Source organism: Algoriphagus locisalis, assembly GCF_900116615.1.
Lineage (GTDB): Bacteria > Bacteroidota > Bacteroidia > Cytophagales > Cyclobacteriaceae > Algoriphagus > Algoriphagus locisalis.
The window spans coordinates 1-15,404 of record NZ_FPBF01000013.1 but is presented as its reverse complement, the minus strand read 5'-3'; the positions used below and the strand labels follow the sequence as shown (position 1 = coordinate 15,404).

Genomic DNA, 15,404 nt, shown 5'->3' with positions numbered 1-15,404 from the left:
CAGTGCTATCCTAAGCCTACTTTATCGATCAGAATAATTAAAGCTAAAGCCCAAAGAGAAGTAAGCTCTAAGCTTTGAATCGTTGGAATTCGAACTGATTCCTGCACTGATAGGACCCAGAATTGACTGATAGGAAATATCTGCTCCGTAGCCAAAATAATGGCCTTCCTGCATTATCGCGCTCAAAAACTCTGGATCATCCAGCGGCAAATGCTCACTGAATCCCAACACATTTGCGCCAGCTCTCAAATAAATTTTATTGAAGGGAATGAACTGAAAATCGGCTCCTATTTTGAGGAAATTACTGGTCTGGACTTCTGCATAATTTAAGCCCCAAAATCTAGTATCAGTAAACTGAATGTTCTGATATCCCCCGACAAAATTTTGGCTGAAAAGCTTCTCCTCCCCCTCGTCGGAAATGACAAATGCTCCAGCTATTTCCGGTACAAATTGCCATTTTATACCCAACGGGAAAAACTTGGTATATCTCCCAAGTATGGTCAGGTAGGGATTTGGGGTGATATCATCCAACAGATTATCTAAAAACCTATTTGACACCATTACTGGCCCCGAATCTGTATCAAGCAGCAGTGAGTCCACTCCTGGACGGAGATTTATACCTAACCAATCTTTGAAATGTAGGGTAGCCTGAAGCAGACTCTCCGCACCTTTGGTGGGGTAATTCCTATCATTTTGGGAGTTGCGGTAATACTTCACTCTCCCACCGAAATAATTCTGATAGGCATTTTTCAGATCGTCAATACTGGCTATAGAAAACTTATACTTTGATCTGTAAAGATCCATCACACCACCCACATACAATGCTTGTTTCAACGAAGAGGTAGAAATCATCTGGGCTTCTATACGGGTATTCCGTCCTATTTCCACTTGCTGCTCCTCCCCGTTTTCATAGATCGGCAGTTGCTGCCGGAGATAATTTACCCTTAGATTGAAGGCAAACTTCTTGTTTATTCCAGTGTATTTGTAATAGTCCAGCCTCAACTTTGGATTTTCAGAGACGTCGGCAAGCACTACTGTTCGGGAATTATGCCCCAATACATCCCTTGCGGTGAGGTTCAGCAGCACACCAGCGGAGAACTGGTTGTCATAGTGAATCGACGTACTCAGCAGTGTACTTGGCTTTTCTTTGATGCGGATTTTCATATTGAAATTAGCTTCTTCACCTTTTTCAAGCGTATAGTCCACCTTATAAAATCCATTCATCCCGAAAATCCTTCGAACCCCTGACTCCAAATCCTCTCTACTCACCTGATCTCCTTCTTTTACGTTGAGTTTTGATCTGATCAGGTCTTTGGAAAAAAGATTATTCCCTATGATATTGACCTCTCCAATTTGTACTGAATCTTCGATGTCTTTCAGGCCCTCCACCAAATCATTTCTACCTAGACTATCCGCCAACTGCTGAAATTGTGGATAGAATTCCTCTCCTGTTTCCATACCCCGCTCCAATATTTCCCGGTACGAACTAAAACTTCCAGTAGAAAACTCTTTTAAATCCGGTTTGATGTAAATGTCTGTCGCATCGATATGCGACTGGGTGACGCTCAGAGACGGAGCCATGGCTATCTGCATAAGTATTCCTCCAAAGCCTCCCAGTTCATCTATTTCCTGAAAATCTTCAAAACTTACATTCACCCCGATCACAATATCCGCTCCCATTTCCCTGGCTATATCCACCGGGAAATTATTTACCACACCTCCATCTACCACAGAGGTGCTATCTAGTTCAAAAGCCGTAAAAGCTGTAGGAATCGCAATGGAAGCACGGATCGCATCTTGCAAATACCCATTTTCAAACACTAGTGCCTTTCCGGTACGTATGTCAGTCGCCACACATCGGAAAGGAATAGGAAAATCATCAAAACTTTCATAACTGTTAGATGGCCAGGTGTAATAATGCAACACATCAGAAAGCACTTGTCCCTCTATGAGACCGGATGGAAAAGCAACCTTTCCATTGACCACAGGAAATTCGAGTAAGTAGCGGTTATAGTATTCCTTTTCCTCAAATGCAATGTCTTTGAAACTAACCCGGTTGCTGATTACCAAGCCCCAGTCGATATTTTGGATGATTTCCTCAAGCTCATCTGCACTATATCCCAGGGAATAAAGTCCACCTACTACAGCTCCCATACTGGTTCCAACTATATAATCCGGACGGATACCTGCCTTTTCCAAGGCCTTCAGAATCCCGACATGGGCGATCCCTTTAGCTCCCCCACCTGAAAGCACCAGACCGATTTTGGCCTTTCCCGTTTCTTGAGCTGACGGCTGAATAGCTTGGGAAAAGACATGCTGAAAAACCAAAAAAAAGAAAACAAGAGTTAGTAGTGTCGATTTTCTACGCATTGAAGGAAAAAGATGGCTTTGTATAATTGTGAAAATGTTCACCTAAAGATCTCATGTAACAAATATCAAGAACGGAAAGTCAGGAAATTTAGATTGACAACAACCCTTTTCTTTTTCATAAGAATTGAATAACACCTTCAGAGGTTTATACTTGACGAAGTTTAAAGAAAAACTCTTCTACTATACAAACCAAAGGATTTAATCCATGGAATTTAAAAACATACCAAGATTTTTTAGAACGATTCCTCTTTTTTAAAAAATTTTTTAAGGGATTTATAATCAAGCAATTAGATTAAACAGTAAATTTTCATATACCAAATCCATTTTTATTATGAAAAAGATTTTTAAAGTACTTGGTTACTTACTTGGCGCCTTTGTTATTCTGATTGTTTGTGGAGTAGCATTTGTGAATTTCACCTTTCCAAAGGTCAGTCCTGCCCAAGATCTAACCATTAGCCACAGTCCCGACCGAGTAGCTAGAGGAACTTACCTCGCCAATCATGTCACAGTCTGCATAGACTGTCATTCCGCACGGGATTTTTCTCAGCTTTCAGGCCCTATAGCACCGGGTACATTTGGTTCTGGAGGGGACAGATTTGATCAAAGCATGGGATTTCCGGGAGTTTTCTATGCAAGAAACATTACACCCTTCGGGATTTCGGATTATACGGATGGAGAGTTATACCGCCTGATTACCACAGGAGTTACCAATGAGGGTAGGGCTATGTTTCCTTTGATGCCCTATGGGTACTATGGCAAAATGGATCCCGAAGATATTTATGACATCATCGCCTACATACGGACATTGGAACCTATAGAAAATGAAATCCCGGATTCAAAAGCTGATTTCCCCGTAAGCATTATTCTAAAAACAATTCCAAAAGACGCTTCACCTCAACCTAAGCCAGCTAAGACTGACCAAGTCGCCTATGGGAAATACCTAATGAACGCTGCTGCTTGCATGGATTGTCATAGTCCTGTGGATGCTCAGGGTACTATTCTGGCAGGGAAAGAATACTCTGGTGGAAGAGAATTTGCCTTTCCCGATGGTTCGGTAGTTAGATCAGCCAATCTAACCAACGATGAGAATACCGGATTGGGAAGCTGGTCTGAAGGTATGTTTGTGGAAAGATTCAAGCAGTATTTGGATTCAGGATATCAGCTACCTAAGGTGCAGCCGGGAGAATTCAATACAATAATGCCTTGGACGATGTACGCTGGAATGGAAGAAGATGACCTAAAAGCGATCTACGCATATCTGAAAACTGTTGAACCGATTCCTAATCAAGTGGTGAAGTTTTCGCCTCCTGAAGCTTCTTCAGAATAATAACTTGTTTCAAAATTACTGAAACCTACCTCCTTACATATCGTAAAGGAGGTAGGTTTTTCTTTTTAGAATGAATTGCCGACCTTTGCCAAAGCATGAAAACAATCATCTCATCATTAATGCTCCTGTTTTTCCTGACCGGTCAGATCAATCTGACCTTGGCGGCGCATTACTGTGGCGATGAGCTAAAAAGTACAGAGGTTTCTATCGCACCTGAAAAGACCGATTGCTGTGGCGAAAATATGAACCAAGATCCTGATTGCTGCTCAGATGAATACGCATCATCAGATTCGGATGATTATTTCGGAAAAGCACATTCCCAAGTTCAGATTTCTCCAGAATTTGTTTTAGCTTATGTATTAACCATACCTGGCCTTTCAATCGAAGATACTGAGGATTCTAACCCAGAATTCCTCTATCCGGATCTACCTATTCCAGATCTAAACATACTCCATCAATCCTTCCTTATATAAGAACTGCTTGATTTTTATTCGCCTTTGGCGAACTGTAATCTCTTTACACACAAGCAATCTTTATGAACAAATTATTTCTATTTATAGGATGTCTATTTGCGCCAGCCCTTCTTTTTGCTCAATACAGCATAATAGGCAAGGTACAATCAGCATCCAAAGAGCCTCTTGTCGGGGCGAGCATCAAAGTTCTTGACAAAGATCAAGGTGCTATCACCAACTTGGATGGTCAATTCGAGTTGGAAAATGTACTTAAAACTGATCGTATCGTCGTCTCCTATTTAGGATATGAAGCAGATACTTTGTCTCCTGTTTTTGACAAAACAATGCTCATTACACTTCAGGAAAGTGGTGAAGCTCTGGAAGGTGTTACAGTACGGGCACGTTCTGAATCTGTGGTGGATGAAGCGCCTTTCCTCAATATTTTAATTACCGAAAACGAACTTCAAAAGGCTGCCTGCTGCAACCTTTCGGAGAGTTTTGAAACAAATGCCTCGGTAGATGTCTCCTATGCAGATGCTGTCACTGGCACCAAAATGATCCAAATGATGGGATTGGATGGTCGCTACGTATTGATCAGCAGAGAAGGAATCCCGAATATCCGTGGTCTAAATTCCAGACTAGGCTTAACCTACGTGCCCGGCACTTGGATTCAATCCATCGATGTGGGAAAAGGTGCCGGAACAGTAATTAATGGCTACGAATCCATGACCGGACAGATCAACGTAGATCTATTCAAACCAGAATCCATGGATAAATGGTACCTGAATGCCTACCTCAATTCCTTTGGAAGAATGGAAGTCAATGCAAACCATCAGATTCCAATCTCTGAAAAATGGAGTTCAGGCGTACTCTTTCACGCCAGCCAACTAAGTTCTGAGATAGATGGAAATGACGATGAATTTCTGGATTTGCCGAAAAGCAGGCAACTAAATTTCCTGAATCGATACAAGTATGAAGGAGATCGATTGATGGCACAAATAGGAGTAAATCTTTTTATGTCAGACAATGCCGGAGGCCAAAAAGGCTTTGACTTCAATAGTGATCTAGCCACCAGCAGTATGTATGGCTATGAAATGGACACAAGAAAAGCAGAGATTTTCGGTAAACTCGGAATGATCTATCCTGATAAACCTACCCAAAGCTGGGGTTTTCAATACTCCCTTTCTTATCAGGATTTCAATGGTGGAGCTGGAAGAAGAATTTATCAGGGCATAGAGAAAACCGCTTACGGAAATTTCATTTATCAGAACATCTTGGGTTCAAGCTTTCATCAGTACAAGACGGGAGCAAGTTTTCTTTACGATGATTTCGAAGAAACCTTTGATTCTAACTCTCCAAAGGGACTTGATACTGCCATGTACAGAACAGAAAAAGTCCCTGGGCTTTTCTTCGAGTACAACTTCATTCCTAACGATCGGGTCACTTTAGTAGCCGGAGCAAGGACAGATTTCCACAATCTCTTTGGCACCTATTTCACACCTAGAGTTCATGCCAGATGGGAAGTTATTCCAAATTGGACCGTAAGAGGTTCCGTAGGAAAAGGCTATAGAACACCAAATGCCTTGATGGAAAACAGCTCAGTTTGGATATCATCAAGAGAGTTAGTTTTCAATGCGGAGTTGAAACCCGAAGAGTCTTGGAATACCGGACTGAGTTTGGCTGGTAGCTTTACGGTAGATGAACGTCCATTAAGTGTAGTAGCTGATTACTTTCATACCAACTTCATCAATCAACTGGTTTATGACCGCGATGTAAGTTCTGAGCAACTCGTCATCAACAACCTACATAATGGATCCTATGCGAATAGCTTTCAGATAGAAGCCAGTTATCCTATCACGGATAGGTTTGAGGCAAAGGCGGCTTACAAGCATTACGAGATGCTGATGACCACTAATGGAATACTACAGCAAATGCCACTTACCAGTAGAAACCGATTCTTCATGAATCTAGCATATGCTACGGATTATGATAAGTGGAAAGCGGATATGACGCTCAACTGGAACGGACCTATGCGAATTCCAAATACGAGCGAAAGTCCGGTTGAATTTCAGCAGCCAAGTGAGTCACCGGATTTCTTTATGCTGAATGCACAAGTGAGCCGAGGTTTTCGCTGGGGAAGCATATACCTAGGCGGAGAAAACATATTAAACTTTAAACAATCAAATCCAATCATAGATCCTGAAAATCCATTTGGGCAGAACTTCGACGCTTCCATGACCTGGGGGCCAATCGCTGGACGTGTGATTTACACAGGGATCAGATATAAGATTAATTGAGTAACCCAAACTATTCTCTGATATATAAGACCGAAGACGGGAGACGGAAGTAGCCTAAATGTAAATGTTTTACACCCCCGATAGTGCTTTCATCTCCATGCTAACATAAAACAAGACATAAATAAAAAATAAACTAACGAAATAATGAAAAAGCTAATCTTAACCTTCTTTATCGCGGCTTTTGCGTTTGCAGCGCAAGCACAAGTAAAAACAATCGGCATTAAGACATCCGCAATTTGCGAGATGTGTAAGGAAACACTGGAAAAGGATCTCACCTTCGAAAAAGGCGTGAAATCTGTCAACTTAGATTTGGAAACCAAGGTGCTAAACATTGCCTACTTAGATTCCAAAACCGATCCTGACAAACTCAGAAAGAGAATTACCATGGTCGGATACAATGCAGACTCTCTGAAGCGCGACCCAAAAGCCTATGCAAAATTGGAAGAGTGCTGTAAGGACGGCGCACACGACGATGATTTCCATCCAAAGAAAAAAGATAATTAAAGAAAAGCTTCTCAGAAATGGGAAGCTTTATTTTTGGTTTTTATCCGCAAAGTTCGCGGAGATTTCACGGAGGTCGCAAATCTTATCTCTGTCGCCTTGAAATGAATTGGGTTGAAAGGGCGAAATCAAATTATGAATTATAGATATAAAGAACTCTGTTTCTCTATGTGCCTATGTGGTTAGATCTTTTTTCACCACATAGAATCATAGTTTCCATAGCATATCCAAAACAATACACAATTGCAGCCTTCAGACTACCCATTTTTCACCATAAATCAACAAAGCAATCGAAGCCAAATCAGTGAGAAAAGGGAAGTGCAATGATTAATTTTCTATGTTTCTCTATGTGTATATGCGGTTATATCTTTCTGCACCGCATAGAATCATAGATTCCATAGTTTTTTCGCCTCGAATCTCCAATGCCAATACATGCTAGAGATTGCTAAGTTGTAAACCATCAAACCAACATCAATTCAAATGGTCTAAAAGAATCCAGCAAGGGATCTGATGGATCAAGTTCTGTAACTAACGTATGAACAGCTGTCATATCGCAAGTCTTGTATTTCTGCACAGAATGAAGCTTATCAGAAACAGTCAGAATGACCGTCTTTTTCGCTGCTCTGATCATTGCCTGCTTCACTTGAATCACTTCCCAATCAAACTCCGTCAACCCAAACTCAGCATCCAAATAGCCTGTTCCAAGAATACACAGATCTACTCTTAACTGCGACAAGGCATTGACTACCGTGCCTCCCACTGCGAATTTCGCATCGTGAAGCAATTTCCCTCCCAAGAAAATCACTTCCACATTCTCATGCTCCAGCAAAGCCATCGCCACATGAAGGCTTGGAGTAAAAACCGTCAGTACCAACTTCTTCGGGATCAGCTTCGCAACTTCCATATTGGTGGTTCCTCCACTCATCAAAATCACCTGCCCGTCTGAAAGCAAGGAGACGGTTTTCTCAGCGATGGATATCTTCTTTGACTTCAGGTAGATATTTCCATCGTCCTTCGTGAAAGTCATGAAGCCAAAAGAAGTTGCCCCGCCATGCACTTTCTTGAGCTTTTTTTCCTTATCCAACTCCTTCACATCACGTCTTACCGTGTCAATTGAGACGTTTAAAGAATCTGATAAATCATTCAATAAAACCCGGTGATGCAGATGAACCTGATCTAAGATATACTTCTGTCTTTCTTCTTTTAGCATGGGGTAAAAGTGGTTGAGTTTGGGAAACTAACGAAAACAGCAAAAACTTGCAAAGTTTTTAAGAGTTTGAAAATTCTGGCAAAAAATAGCTTCCTAACATTGCCTATCCTGCAATATTCTGGGTAGTTTAGCTATGAAAATCAAATTTGAAGCTATCGCACCTGCATTTCAAATTCGCCGAAGCCCATGAAGTTCAGACTATTGAAAAGCTCTCTTTACCTAGTAGGACTCACATTTTTATCTTTTTGCCAATTTTCCTGTAGCCCTGAATCCACCTTCAGAATCATAGAAAAACCGATTACTTGGAATCAGGAGCGGGAAAACCTCTCCCTACAATACCTCAAGGATCGTCATGGATTGGAACAGGAAACTGCTTCAATTGACCCCAAAATGGTGGTAATTCACTGGACTGCAATCGCCAATATAGAGGTGACTTTTGATGTATTCAACCCAGCAACCATAGCCGGCAGAGCGGATCTGACCGGAGCGAGTAACTTAAATGTCTCCAGCCAGTTTCTGATCGATCGGGACGGCACGATTTTTAGACTATTGCCGGACACTACGTTTGCCAGACATACCATCGGGTTGAATTACTTGGCTATCGGCATCGAAAATATAGGTAGCGATGACATGCCTCTGACCAAGAAGCAGCTGAAAGCCAACGAAGAACTTATCAGATATCTGGAAAGAAAATATGAAATCGACTATGTAATTGGCCATCATGAATACCAAAACTTCCAGACCACAGACCTGTGGAAAGAAGCTGATCCTGATTACCGCACCGTCAAAACCGATCCCGGAGATGCATTTATGAAGAAACTCCGAAAAAATCTGGAAGACTTAAATTTGAAACCTGTACCAACGCTCTGATTACCCATTTATGAAATTCCTTTCTAGGCATCTATTTCTAATTTTGGCATTTAGCCTCATACTCTCTGCCTGTAAAACTCAAAAAACTGCATCGCCTGGAACTAGACCATCTGGCACTATCGGTAATTCACCGAACACACCTACTAACGGCGCTAATCTGCCTGAAAAGCCCCTAACCATGGCCCCAGTGGCTTTACAGCCTTTGACCTATCAAATGCAGGAAATGCCTCGGGAATTTCGAGGAGTTTGGATTGCTACGGTGGCAAATATCGATTGGCCTATATCTCCAGATGATGCCTATTCCAAGCAAAAGCAAGATTTTATAAATCTCTTGGATTATTATAAAAACCTGAATTTCAATGCCGTAATCGTCCAAGTCAGGACTGCTGGTGATGCTTTTTACCCAAGTAATTTGGCTCCATGGTCAAAGTATCTAACCGGAAAGCAGGGAAAAGCTCCGAACACTTCCGAAAACCCGTTGACATGGATGATTCAGGAAGCTCATGCAAGAGGGTTGGAATTTCACGCTTGGCTAAATCCATATCGGGCAACGATGAATCTCAACACTTCTGATCTTAGTCCTGATCATGATTATAATCTGCACCGTGACTGGATGCTGAAATACGACACCAAGTATTACTATAACCCAGGTTTGCCAGAAGTGAAGAACCATCTACTTGCGGTGATCAAAGAAATTGTAGATAACTATGACATTGATGCCATCCACTTTGATGACTATTTCTATCCTTACAAAGTGGCTAAGTTGGCTTTTCCTGATAAGGCCGCCTATGACAAATACAAAAAGCCAGGTCAATCACAGGACGACTGGAGGCGAGACAATGTCAATCAATTGATTTTGGCGCTAAACCAAACCATCAAGCAAAGTAAGCCTTGGGTGCAGTTTGGGATTTCACCTTTCGGAGTTTGGAGAAATCAAAACATGGATCCAAAAGGCTCCCCTACGCGCGCGGGGCAGACGAATTATGATGATCTCTATGCGGATGTCTTGCTTTGGATGAAAAATGGCTGGGTGGACTACATGATCCCGCAACTCTATTGGAGTATGGATCACAAGCTTGCTTCACATAGAATACTGAATGACTGGTGGGCAAAAAACCACTACAATACCAACATTTATATCGGTAATGGCCCCTACAAGATCCGCGATGATTCGGATGTTGCCTGGGACAATCCGCGGGAGATAAACACACAGATCTCCTACACCCGTACGCTACCGACGATTCAGGGAAACGCATTTTTCTCTGCCAAATCCATGAAAATCAAAAATCAGGATGTTGCGCAATTACTGAAAAGTGAACTCTATAACGAGCCAACTTTACCTCCATCTTTTCAACCTAAAAGCCCATCAATCATTGATACTCCAGTTGTGTTTAGTGTGGAAGCCAATTCTGAATTGACTACTATCCGCATGGCCAATCCTCTGGATCCGGCGATTCGCTATGCCTTGATTCAGGGAGCCAATGAACTGGGTCAATTAGCAGACTCAGAAATTCATCCGGTTTGGGTTGGTGGCTTAAGAGCGAGAACTTTGGAAGTGAAAAGTCTAAATACTGAATATCTTGCCATTCGATGGATCGACCATTACGGTAGAATAGTACAAACTCAAGTTTACCAAATCCCTTAAATCAGAACCTATGCAAGACATGCTTGTCCGATTGATCGGTTTGCCGGATGTTTCTCTCGAAGAAGCGCGGATTTTGAAAAAGGAGAAAGTGATCTTTAGGAGAGCTATTGCACCAGAAAAACATTTAGTGAGCAATTGGGTTTTGGCGCATTTCGGGGAATATTGGCAGTCAGAAGTGGAAGTAGCTTTCAGCAGACAGCCTATTTCATGCTGGCTGGCGCAAAGAGGAAATGAAATCCTTGGTTTTGCCTGCTACGAAAGCACGGCCAGAAACTTCTTTGGCCCCACAGGTACCTTAGAATCCGAGCGAGGAAAAGGAATCGGAAAAATCCTTCTGATAAAATCACTGGAATCCATGAGGGAAATGGGCTATGCCTATGCTATCATTGGCGGAGTGGGACCAGCAGAATTTTACGAAAAGACAGTTAACGCAAAAATAATAGAGGAATCAGAAATCAGTATCTACAAAAATCTGATCCGAAAATCATGAGCAAATCAAGCCAAAAAACTCCATGGATCTGGATTCCTTCGCTATACTTGACCGAAGGACTACCCTACATCATCATCAGTGCGGTATCTGTCATTATGTACAAGCAGCTAGGAGTTTCCAATTCTGACATCGGTCTCTATACGAGTTTGCTTTACCTTCCTTGGGTAATCAAACCGATCTGGAGCCCTATTGTAGATCTGCTTGGAACCAAGCGAAGATGGTTCTTATCTATGCAGCTTGTGCTTTCATTCTTCTTTTTAGGAGTTGGCTTGACTACTTCTGGCAATAACTTTTTCTTCTTGACTTTAGCTTTTTTCTGGATGGGTGCTTTTGCGTCAGCTACAAATGATATCGCATCAGATGGCATGTATTTGATCGCACTAAAGCCCGAGCAACAATCTTTCTTTGTAGGATTGAGAGGTACATTTTATCGAGTTGGTATGATCACAGGGAATGGACTGATCGTGATGGTTGCTGGCTATCTGGAAACTAGTCTTGGGGACAATACCAAAGCTTGGTCCTATACCATGATAATCGTAGGAGGGCTGATGCTTTTACTTACAGCAATTAATTTCCTAGCTACGCCAAAAATAGAGGAAGAAGCACCTGAAAAACCTGCACGAGAAGCAAGTTTTGGGAAGGTATTCAGCACTTTTTTCACCAAGAAAAATATCGGAATTTCGCTGGCATTTGTACTCCTTTATCGACTTGGAGAGTCGCAACTGGTGAAAATGGCCTCCCCTTTTCTGCTGGAAGAAAGACGAACCGGTGGCTTAGGGTTGAGTACTTCTGAAGTTGGTTTTATGTACGGAACGATTGGCGTTATCGCATTGCTCCTTGGTGGAATTCTCGGCGGAATCGCCATTTCCAGAGATGGATTGGGCAAGTGGATGATTCCTATGGCACTTTCTCTAAACCTTCCGAATTTACTTTATATCGCTTTAGCGCACTTCCAACCGGATAATATTGTCTATGCCGGGACTGTCGTTGTCATTGAGCAGTTTGGCTACGGATTCGGTTTTGCTGCCTACATGATCTTCCTGATTTATCTGGCTGAGGGTCTTTTCAAAACCTCACATTATGCTTTGGCCACAGGCTTTATGGCCCTGGGAATGATGTTCCCGGGAATGCTCTCCGGCTACATCCAAGAATGGCTGGGCTACACCGGCTTCTTTATCTGGGTGGGGATTGCTATGATTCCAGCCTTGGCAATCGCTGCAAGTGTGAAATATCCGAGGGAGTTTGGGAAAAAAATTGAGTGATCTCGGAAGTACTCGATCATACTTCATTATTCAAAATTCATCATTTTTCATTCATTATTTTAATTTCGAATGATGAACGTCGAATGCAGAATCATGAAGTTTCATTAAGTCTATGCTAATTGTAAAACCATGAACACCAAACAAAAAATCGCCCAATGCTTCTCCCCCGCTGCATTTATCCATGACACAGAGGAGAACTACCGAGCAATAGAAAAGCTGATTCTTGATCAGGAAATCGGCGGATTGACATTTTTTCATAGTCGGCATTCAGCTGCTGCGAATTTCGAGAAAAGAGCAGAAGTATTGGATATGAGCGGGACACTGGAGAAAATGATCGGACTGATTAACCGCTATCAAGCCCTTTCAAAAACACCTTTGCTGATCAGCATAGATGGAGAATATGGACTGGCAATGCGAATCGAGAACACTCCTCAATATCCATTTGCCATTACCCTAGGGGCGATTCAGCAAAATGCAACAGAACTGATAGAAGAAGGTGGTTTTAGAATGGGTTTGGACATGAAAGCAGCGGGAATTCATTTGAATCTTGCACCTTGTTCCGATGTAAATACCAATCCAACTAACCCCGTAATTGGCTACCGCTCTTTTGGTACAAATCCTCAAAAGGTAGCTGAGCTTTCACTCGCTATGTATCAGGGAATGAAACAGGCCGGAATTGGAGCTTGCCTAAAGCATTTCCCAGGTCATGGTGATACGCAGACAGATTCCCACCTGGGATTGCCGGTGATTCAGAAAACAAAGCAAGAGCTGGAAAAAGAAGAGCTTTACCCCTTTCAGTTTGGGATCGAAAAAGGCGTAGAAATGATCATGGTGGGTCACTTAGCGGCTCCCGCCTTGTCTGGGGGAAAGGAAATCGCCTCCAGTATTTCTCGTGAGATCATTACAGATTTACTGAAAACCGAAATGGGTTTTCAAGGTATAGTGATCTCAGATGCCCTGAATATGAAAGCTGTTGCCAATTTATTTCCAGAACCGGGGCAACTTGAATGGGAAGCCTTTCACGCTGGAAATAACATTCTCTGTTTTTCTGATCATGTAAAAGAAGGAATAGAAAAAATCGCAAAACATGCTTCCGAAGAAGAAATTGATGCTGTTTTCGAGAAGCTTTGGAAGCTTAAGGAGAAACTAGGCGTATTTGATTTCAAAGAATTGGAAGTGCCAACATTTGATTGGGAAAGTCATGCTGAGCTGCAAACCAAACTTGCAAATGAATACGTATCAGTAGTTTCAGGTAGAATAGATTCTGCAGAATTGAAGAGACTTGCAGCTGATGACAAACTTTCACAACAGTGCTTCTATGGAAATTCAAAGACAACTTTCTCAAAAAAACTTAATGAAAAGTACGGGTCAGATTTAAGTGAAGTCTCAACCGATGACGCCGAAAAAGTGATTATTTCCCTATTTGTCCCCTCCCACAAACCGCTAAATCAATTCGGTATGGATGAGGCTGCTTTGGCTGAAATCAAAAACCTAGCGCAGTTAAAACCCTGCATTCTGGTTCATTTTGGAAATCCTTTGGCACTAAAACATCTGGGAGATATGTCTGATTTTGAAGCGGTGATTTGCGGATATCAGAATTTCGAAGAAGCTCAGGAAGTGGCTGCAGATTTATTCCTAAAATAAATCCTGCTTCTGGAGAAGCAAGACAACTATAGCACTACGGCCTCTGCGTCATCCTCTGTGGACTTTGTGGTTAAAAACCAAAAAAAGCCGGTTCCCTTTCGGAAAACCGGCTCCAAAGAAATCATCACGCAGTCGCAACTGGGTTAATCAGCTGCTCCTACATTCTGACTTCCTAGATTTTTAAAATTAGATACCTTCAGCCTCTAATTCTATTTTGACAAGTCTGGCATCTTCTCTGTGATCTTTCACTTTACCTAACGTTTTGTCTGAAAATGCCTTCAAGGTATTGTTCTCCCCATTGTCATTTTGATTCTCATAAATAGACATCGCGTTATCTAAGGTTTCCAGTTGGAAATCTATGAAAGCCATATCGAAATCCTCACCGCTTAATGCAGCTAGTTCATCGTATTTTGCCTGCATCGCGTCTGAAACTTCGTCAGAAATATCAACATCAGTTCCGTTAACAATACCTTCCAGCTCAGTTTTGCTTTCGGTAGTCTCGGATACAAGCATAGTTCCATATTCCAATACAGAATCATCTTCTCCATTATCTAGCGCTAGCTGACCGAAATCCAGTTGAGCATTCAGGCTTTGTGAAGTTGCAATCGCAAAGTTTCTATCTTGCTGATTGTAGGTAGTCAAAATCGGATCATCATCCTCATCCTCACATGAAGTCATACCGACTAGGCAAAATGAAGAAAGCAGCACAGCTCCAGTAATCCTTGCTTTTCTACTGAAGGTTTTTGCTGCGGGTTGGTTTACATTACTTGTTCTCATAAGAAAATTAGTTGGTTTAGTGTTCTGTCACTATTCTTACAAGTACCATTCCCAAGCTTGGTAATCCATTTTAAAGGGGTTTTCACCTAAAACACCTGTGTAAAGCTTACTCAGTCTGTTGAAAGTTTTGCGCTTTTAGCAAATATAGATTGCTCACTTTTCTATAATCTCCCAGATCTCAAATGGATAATAATCCAATTCCTCTTCTTCATTTACCACTTTCACCAAAACTCAGGGAAATCGCTTTTAGATTTTAAGGATTTTAGCTCTATACCCGTCATCCAGTGCAGCCAGGTGTCTTTTGGAGGGCTTACTATTTTTGGTTGATTTCTCCTGATCGATCAGTGTAAGCGCCATTTTGGCGATTATATTGAAGTTGAGTGCTGAGTGGTCTTTCTTCTTTAGTGAGGCATCTTCTCTGAAGATCACGTCCAGACTCCAATGGAGGTTGTTTTCCACCGCCCAGTGACTCCTTACCGCATCATGGATCAGCTTTGCATCCGCTTTCAGGGAAGTTATATAGTACCTGGTCTCGGTAGTTCCCTTTCCAGTCTGTTTG

The 15,404-nt window shown here is 42.0% G+C and carries 13 protein-coding genes; 9 read left to right on the top strand and 4 right to left on the bottom strand.

The window, feature by feature from the left end; all coding sequences use genetic code 11:
• Positions 1–21: 21 nt before the first annotated feature.
• Complete coding sequence (locus BM386_RS22980) at positions 22–2,370, bottom strand: patatin-like phospholipase family protein (protein ID WP_091698452.1); 2,349 nt, start codon at positions 2,368–2,370, stop codon at positions 22–24.
• Between the two features lie 331 nt (positions 2,371–2,701).
• Between BM386_RS22980 and BM386_RS22975 the strand changes: the two genes are divergently transcribed.
• The 4 genes from BM386_RS22975 to BM386_RS22960 all read left to right on the top strand — a co-directional run bounded on the left by BM386_RS22975 (position 2,702) and on the right by BM386_RS22960 (position 6,950).
• Positions 2,702–3,697 (top strand): c-type cytochrome, encoded by a 996-nt coding sequence (locus tag BM386_RS22975; protein ID WP_091698450.1) that lies wholly within the window; start codon positions 2,702–2,704, stop codon positions 3,695–3,697.
• A 95-nt stretch (positions 3,698–3,792) separates the two neighbouring features.
• Positions 3,793–4,170, top strand: a complete 378-nt coding sequence (locus BM386_RS22970; protein WP_139235986.1) for an HYC_CC_PP family protein — start codon at positions 3,793–3,795, stop codon at positions 4,168–4,170.
• Between the two features lie 62 nt (positions 4,171–4,232).
• Entirely contained in the window at positions 4,233–6,446 is a 2,214-nt protein-coding gene (locus BM386_RS22965; protein ID WP_091698447.1) for a TonB-dependent receptor plug domain-containing protein, read from the top strand.
• 144 nt (positions 6,447–6,590) lie between these two features.
• The gene (locus BM386_RS22960) at positions 6,591–6,950 is read left to right on the top strand and encodes a heavy-metal-associated domain-containing protein (protein ID WP_091698445.1); all 360 of its coding nucleotides are present in this window, start codon (positions 6,591–6,593) and stop codon (positions 6,948–6,950) included.
• 457 nt (positions 6,951–7,407) lie between these two features.
• Here BM386_RS22960 and BM386_RS22955 read toward each other — a convergent pair whose 3' ends face one another.
• Positions 7,408–8,157 carry a DeoR/GlpR family DNA-binding transcription regulator gene (locus BM386_RS22955; RefSeq protein ID WP_091698443.1) on the bottom strand — a complete coding sequence of 250 codons (750 nt, stop codon included), beginning with the start codon at positions 8,155–8,157 and terminating at the stop codon, positions 7,408–7,410.
• Positions 8,158–8,343: 186 nt separating this feature from the next.
• Here BM386_RS22955 and BM386_RS22950 point away from each other — a divergent pair, with 186 nt between their 5' ends.
• The 5 genes from BM386_RS22950 (at position 8,344) to BM386_RS22930 (ending at position 14,068) form a co-directional block, all read left to right on the top strand.
• Complete coding sequence (locus BM386_RS22950) at positions 8,344–9,027, top strand: peptidoglycan recognition protein family protein (RefSeq protein ID WP_091698442.1); 684 nt, start codon at positions 8,344–8,346, stop codon at positions 9,025–9,027.
• A 10-nt stretch (positions 9,028–9,037) separates the two neighbouring features.
• Positions 9,038–10,672 carry a glycoside hydrolase family 10-like protein gene (locus BM386_RS22945; protein ID WP_244545603.1) on the top strand — a complete coding sequence of 545 codons (1,635 nt, stop codon included), beginning with the start codon at positions 9,038–9,040 and terminating at the stop codon, positions 10,670–10,672.
• A gap of 10 nt (positions 10,673–10,682) precedes the next feature.
• Complete coding sequence (locus BM386_RS22940; protein ID WP_091698440.1) at positions 10,683–11,162, top strand: GNAT family N-acetyltransferase; 480 nt, start codon at positions 10,683–10,685, stop codon at positions 11,160–11,162.
• Positions 11,159–12,424 (top strand): MFS transporter, encoded by a 1,266-nt coding sequence (locus BM386_RS22935; RefSeq protein WP_091698438.1) that lies wholly within the window; start codon positions 11,159–11,161, stop codon positions 12,422–12,424. Before BM386_RS22940 ends, BM386_RS22935 begins: the two co-directional genes overlap by 4 nt.
• A gap of 129 nt (positions 12,425–12,553) precedes the next feature.
• Positions 12,554–14,068 (top strand): glycoside hydrolase family 3 protein, encoded by a 1,515-nt coding sequence (locus tag BM386_RS22930; protein ID WP_091698436.1) that lies wholly within the window; start codon positions 12,554–12,556, stop codon positions 14,066–14,068.
• 186 nt (positions 14,069–14,254) lie between these two features.
• On the opposite strand, the gene BM386_RS22925 is transcribed toward BM386_RS22930, so the two are convergent.
• Positions 14,255–14,845 carry a DUF4142 domain-containing protein gene (locus BM386_RS22925; protein ID WP_091698435.1) on the bottom strand — a complete coding sequence of 197 codons (591 nt, stop codon included), beginning with the start codon at positions 14,843–14,845 and terminating at the stop codon, positions 14,255–14,257.
• A 246-nt stretch (positions 14,846–15,091) separates the two neighbouring features.
• On the bottom strand, positions 15,092–15,404 hold a 313-nt coding region (locus tag BM386_RS22920), incomplete at its 5' end, for an ISAs1 family transposase (protein ID WP_139235985.1).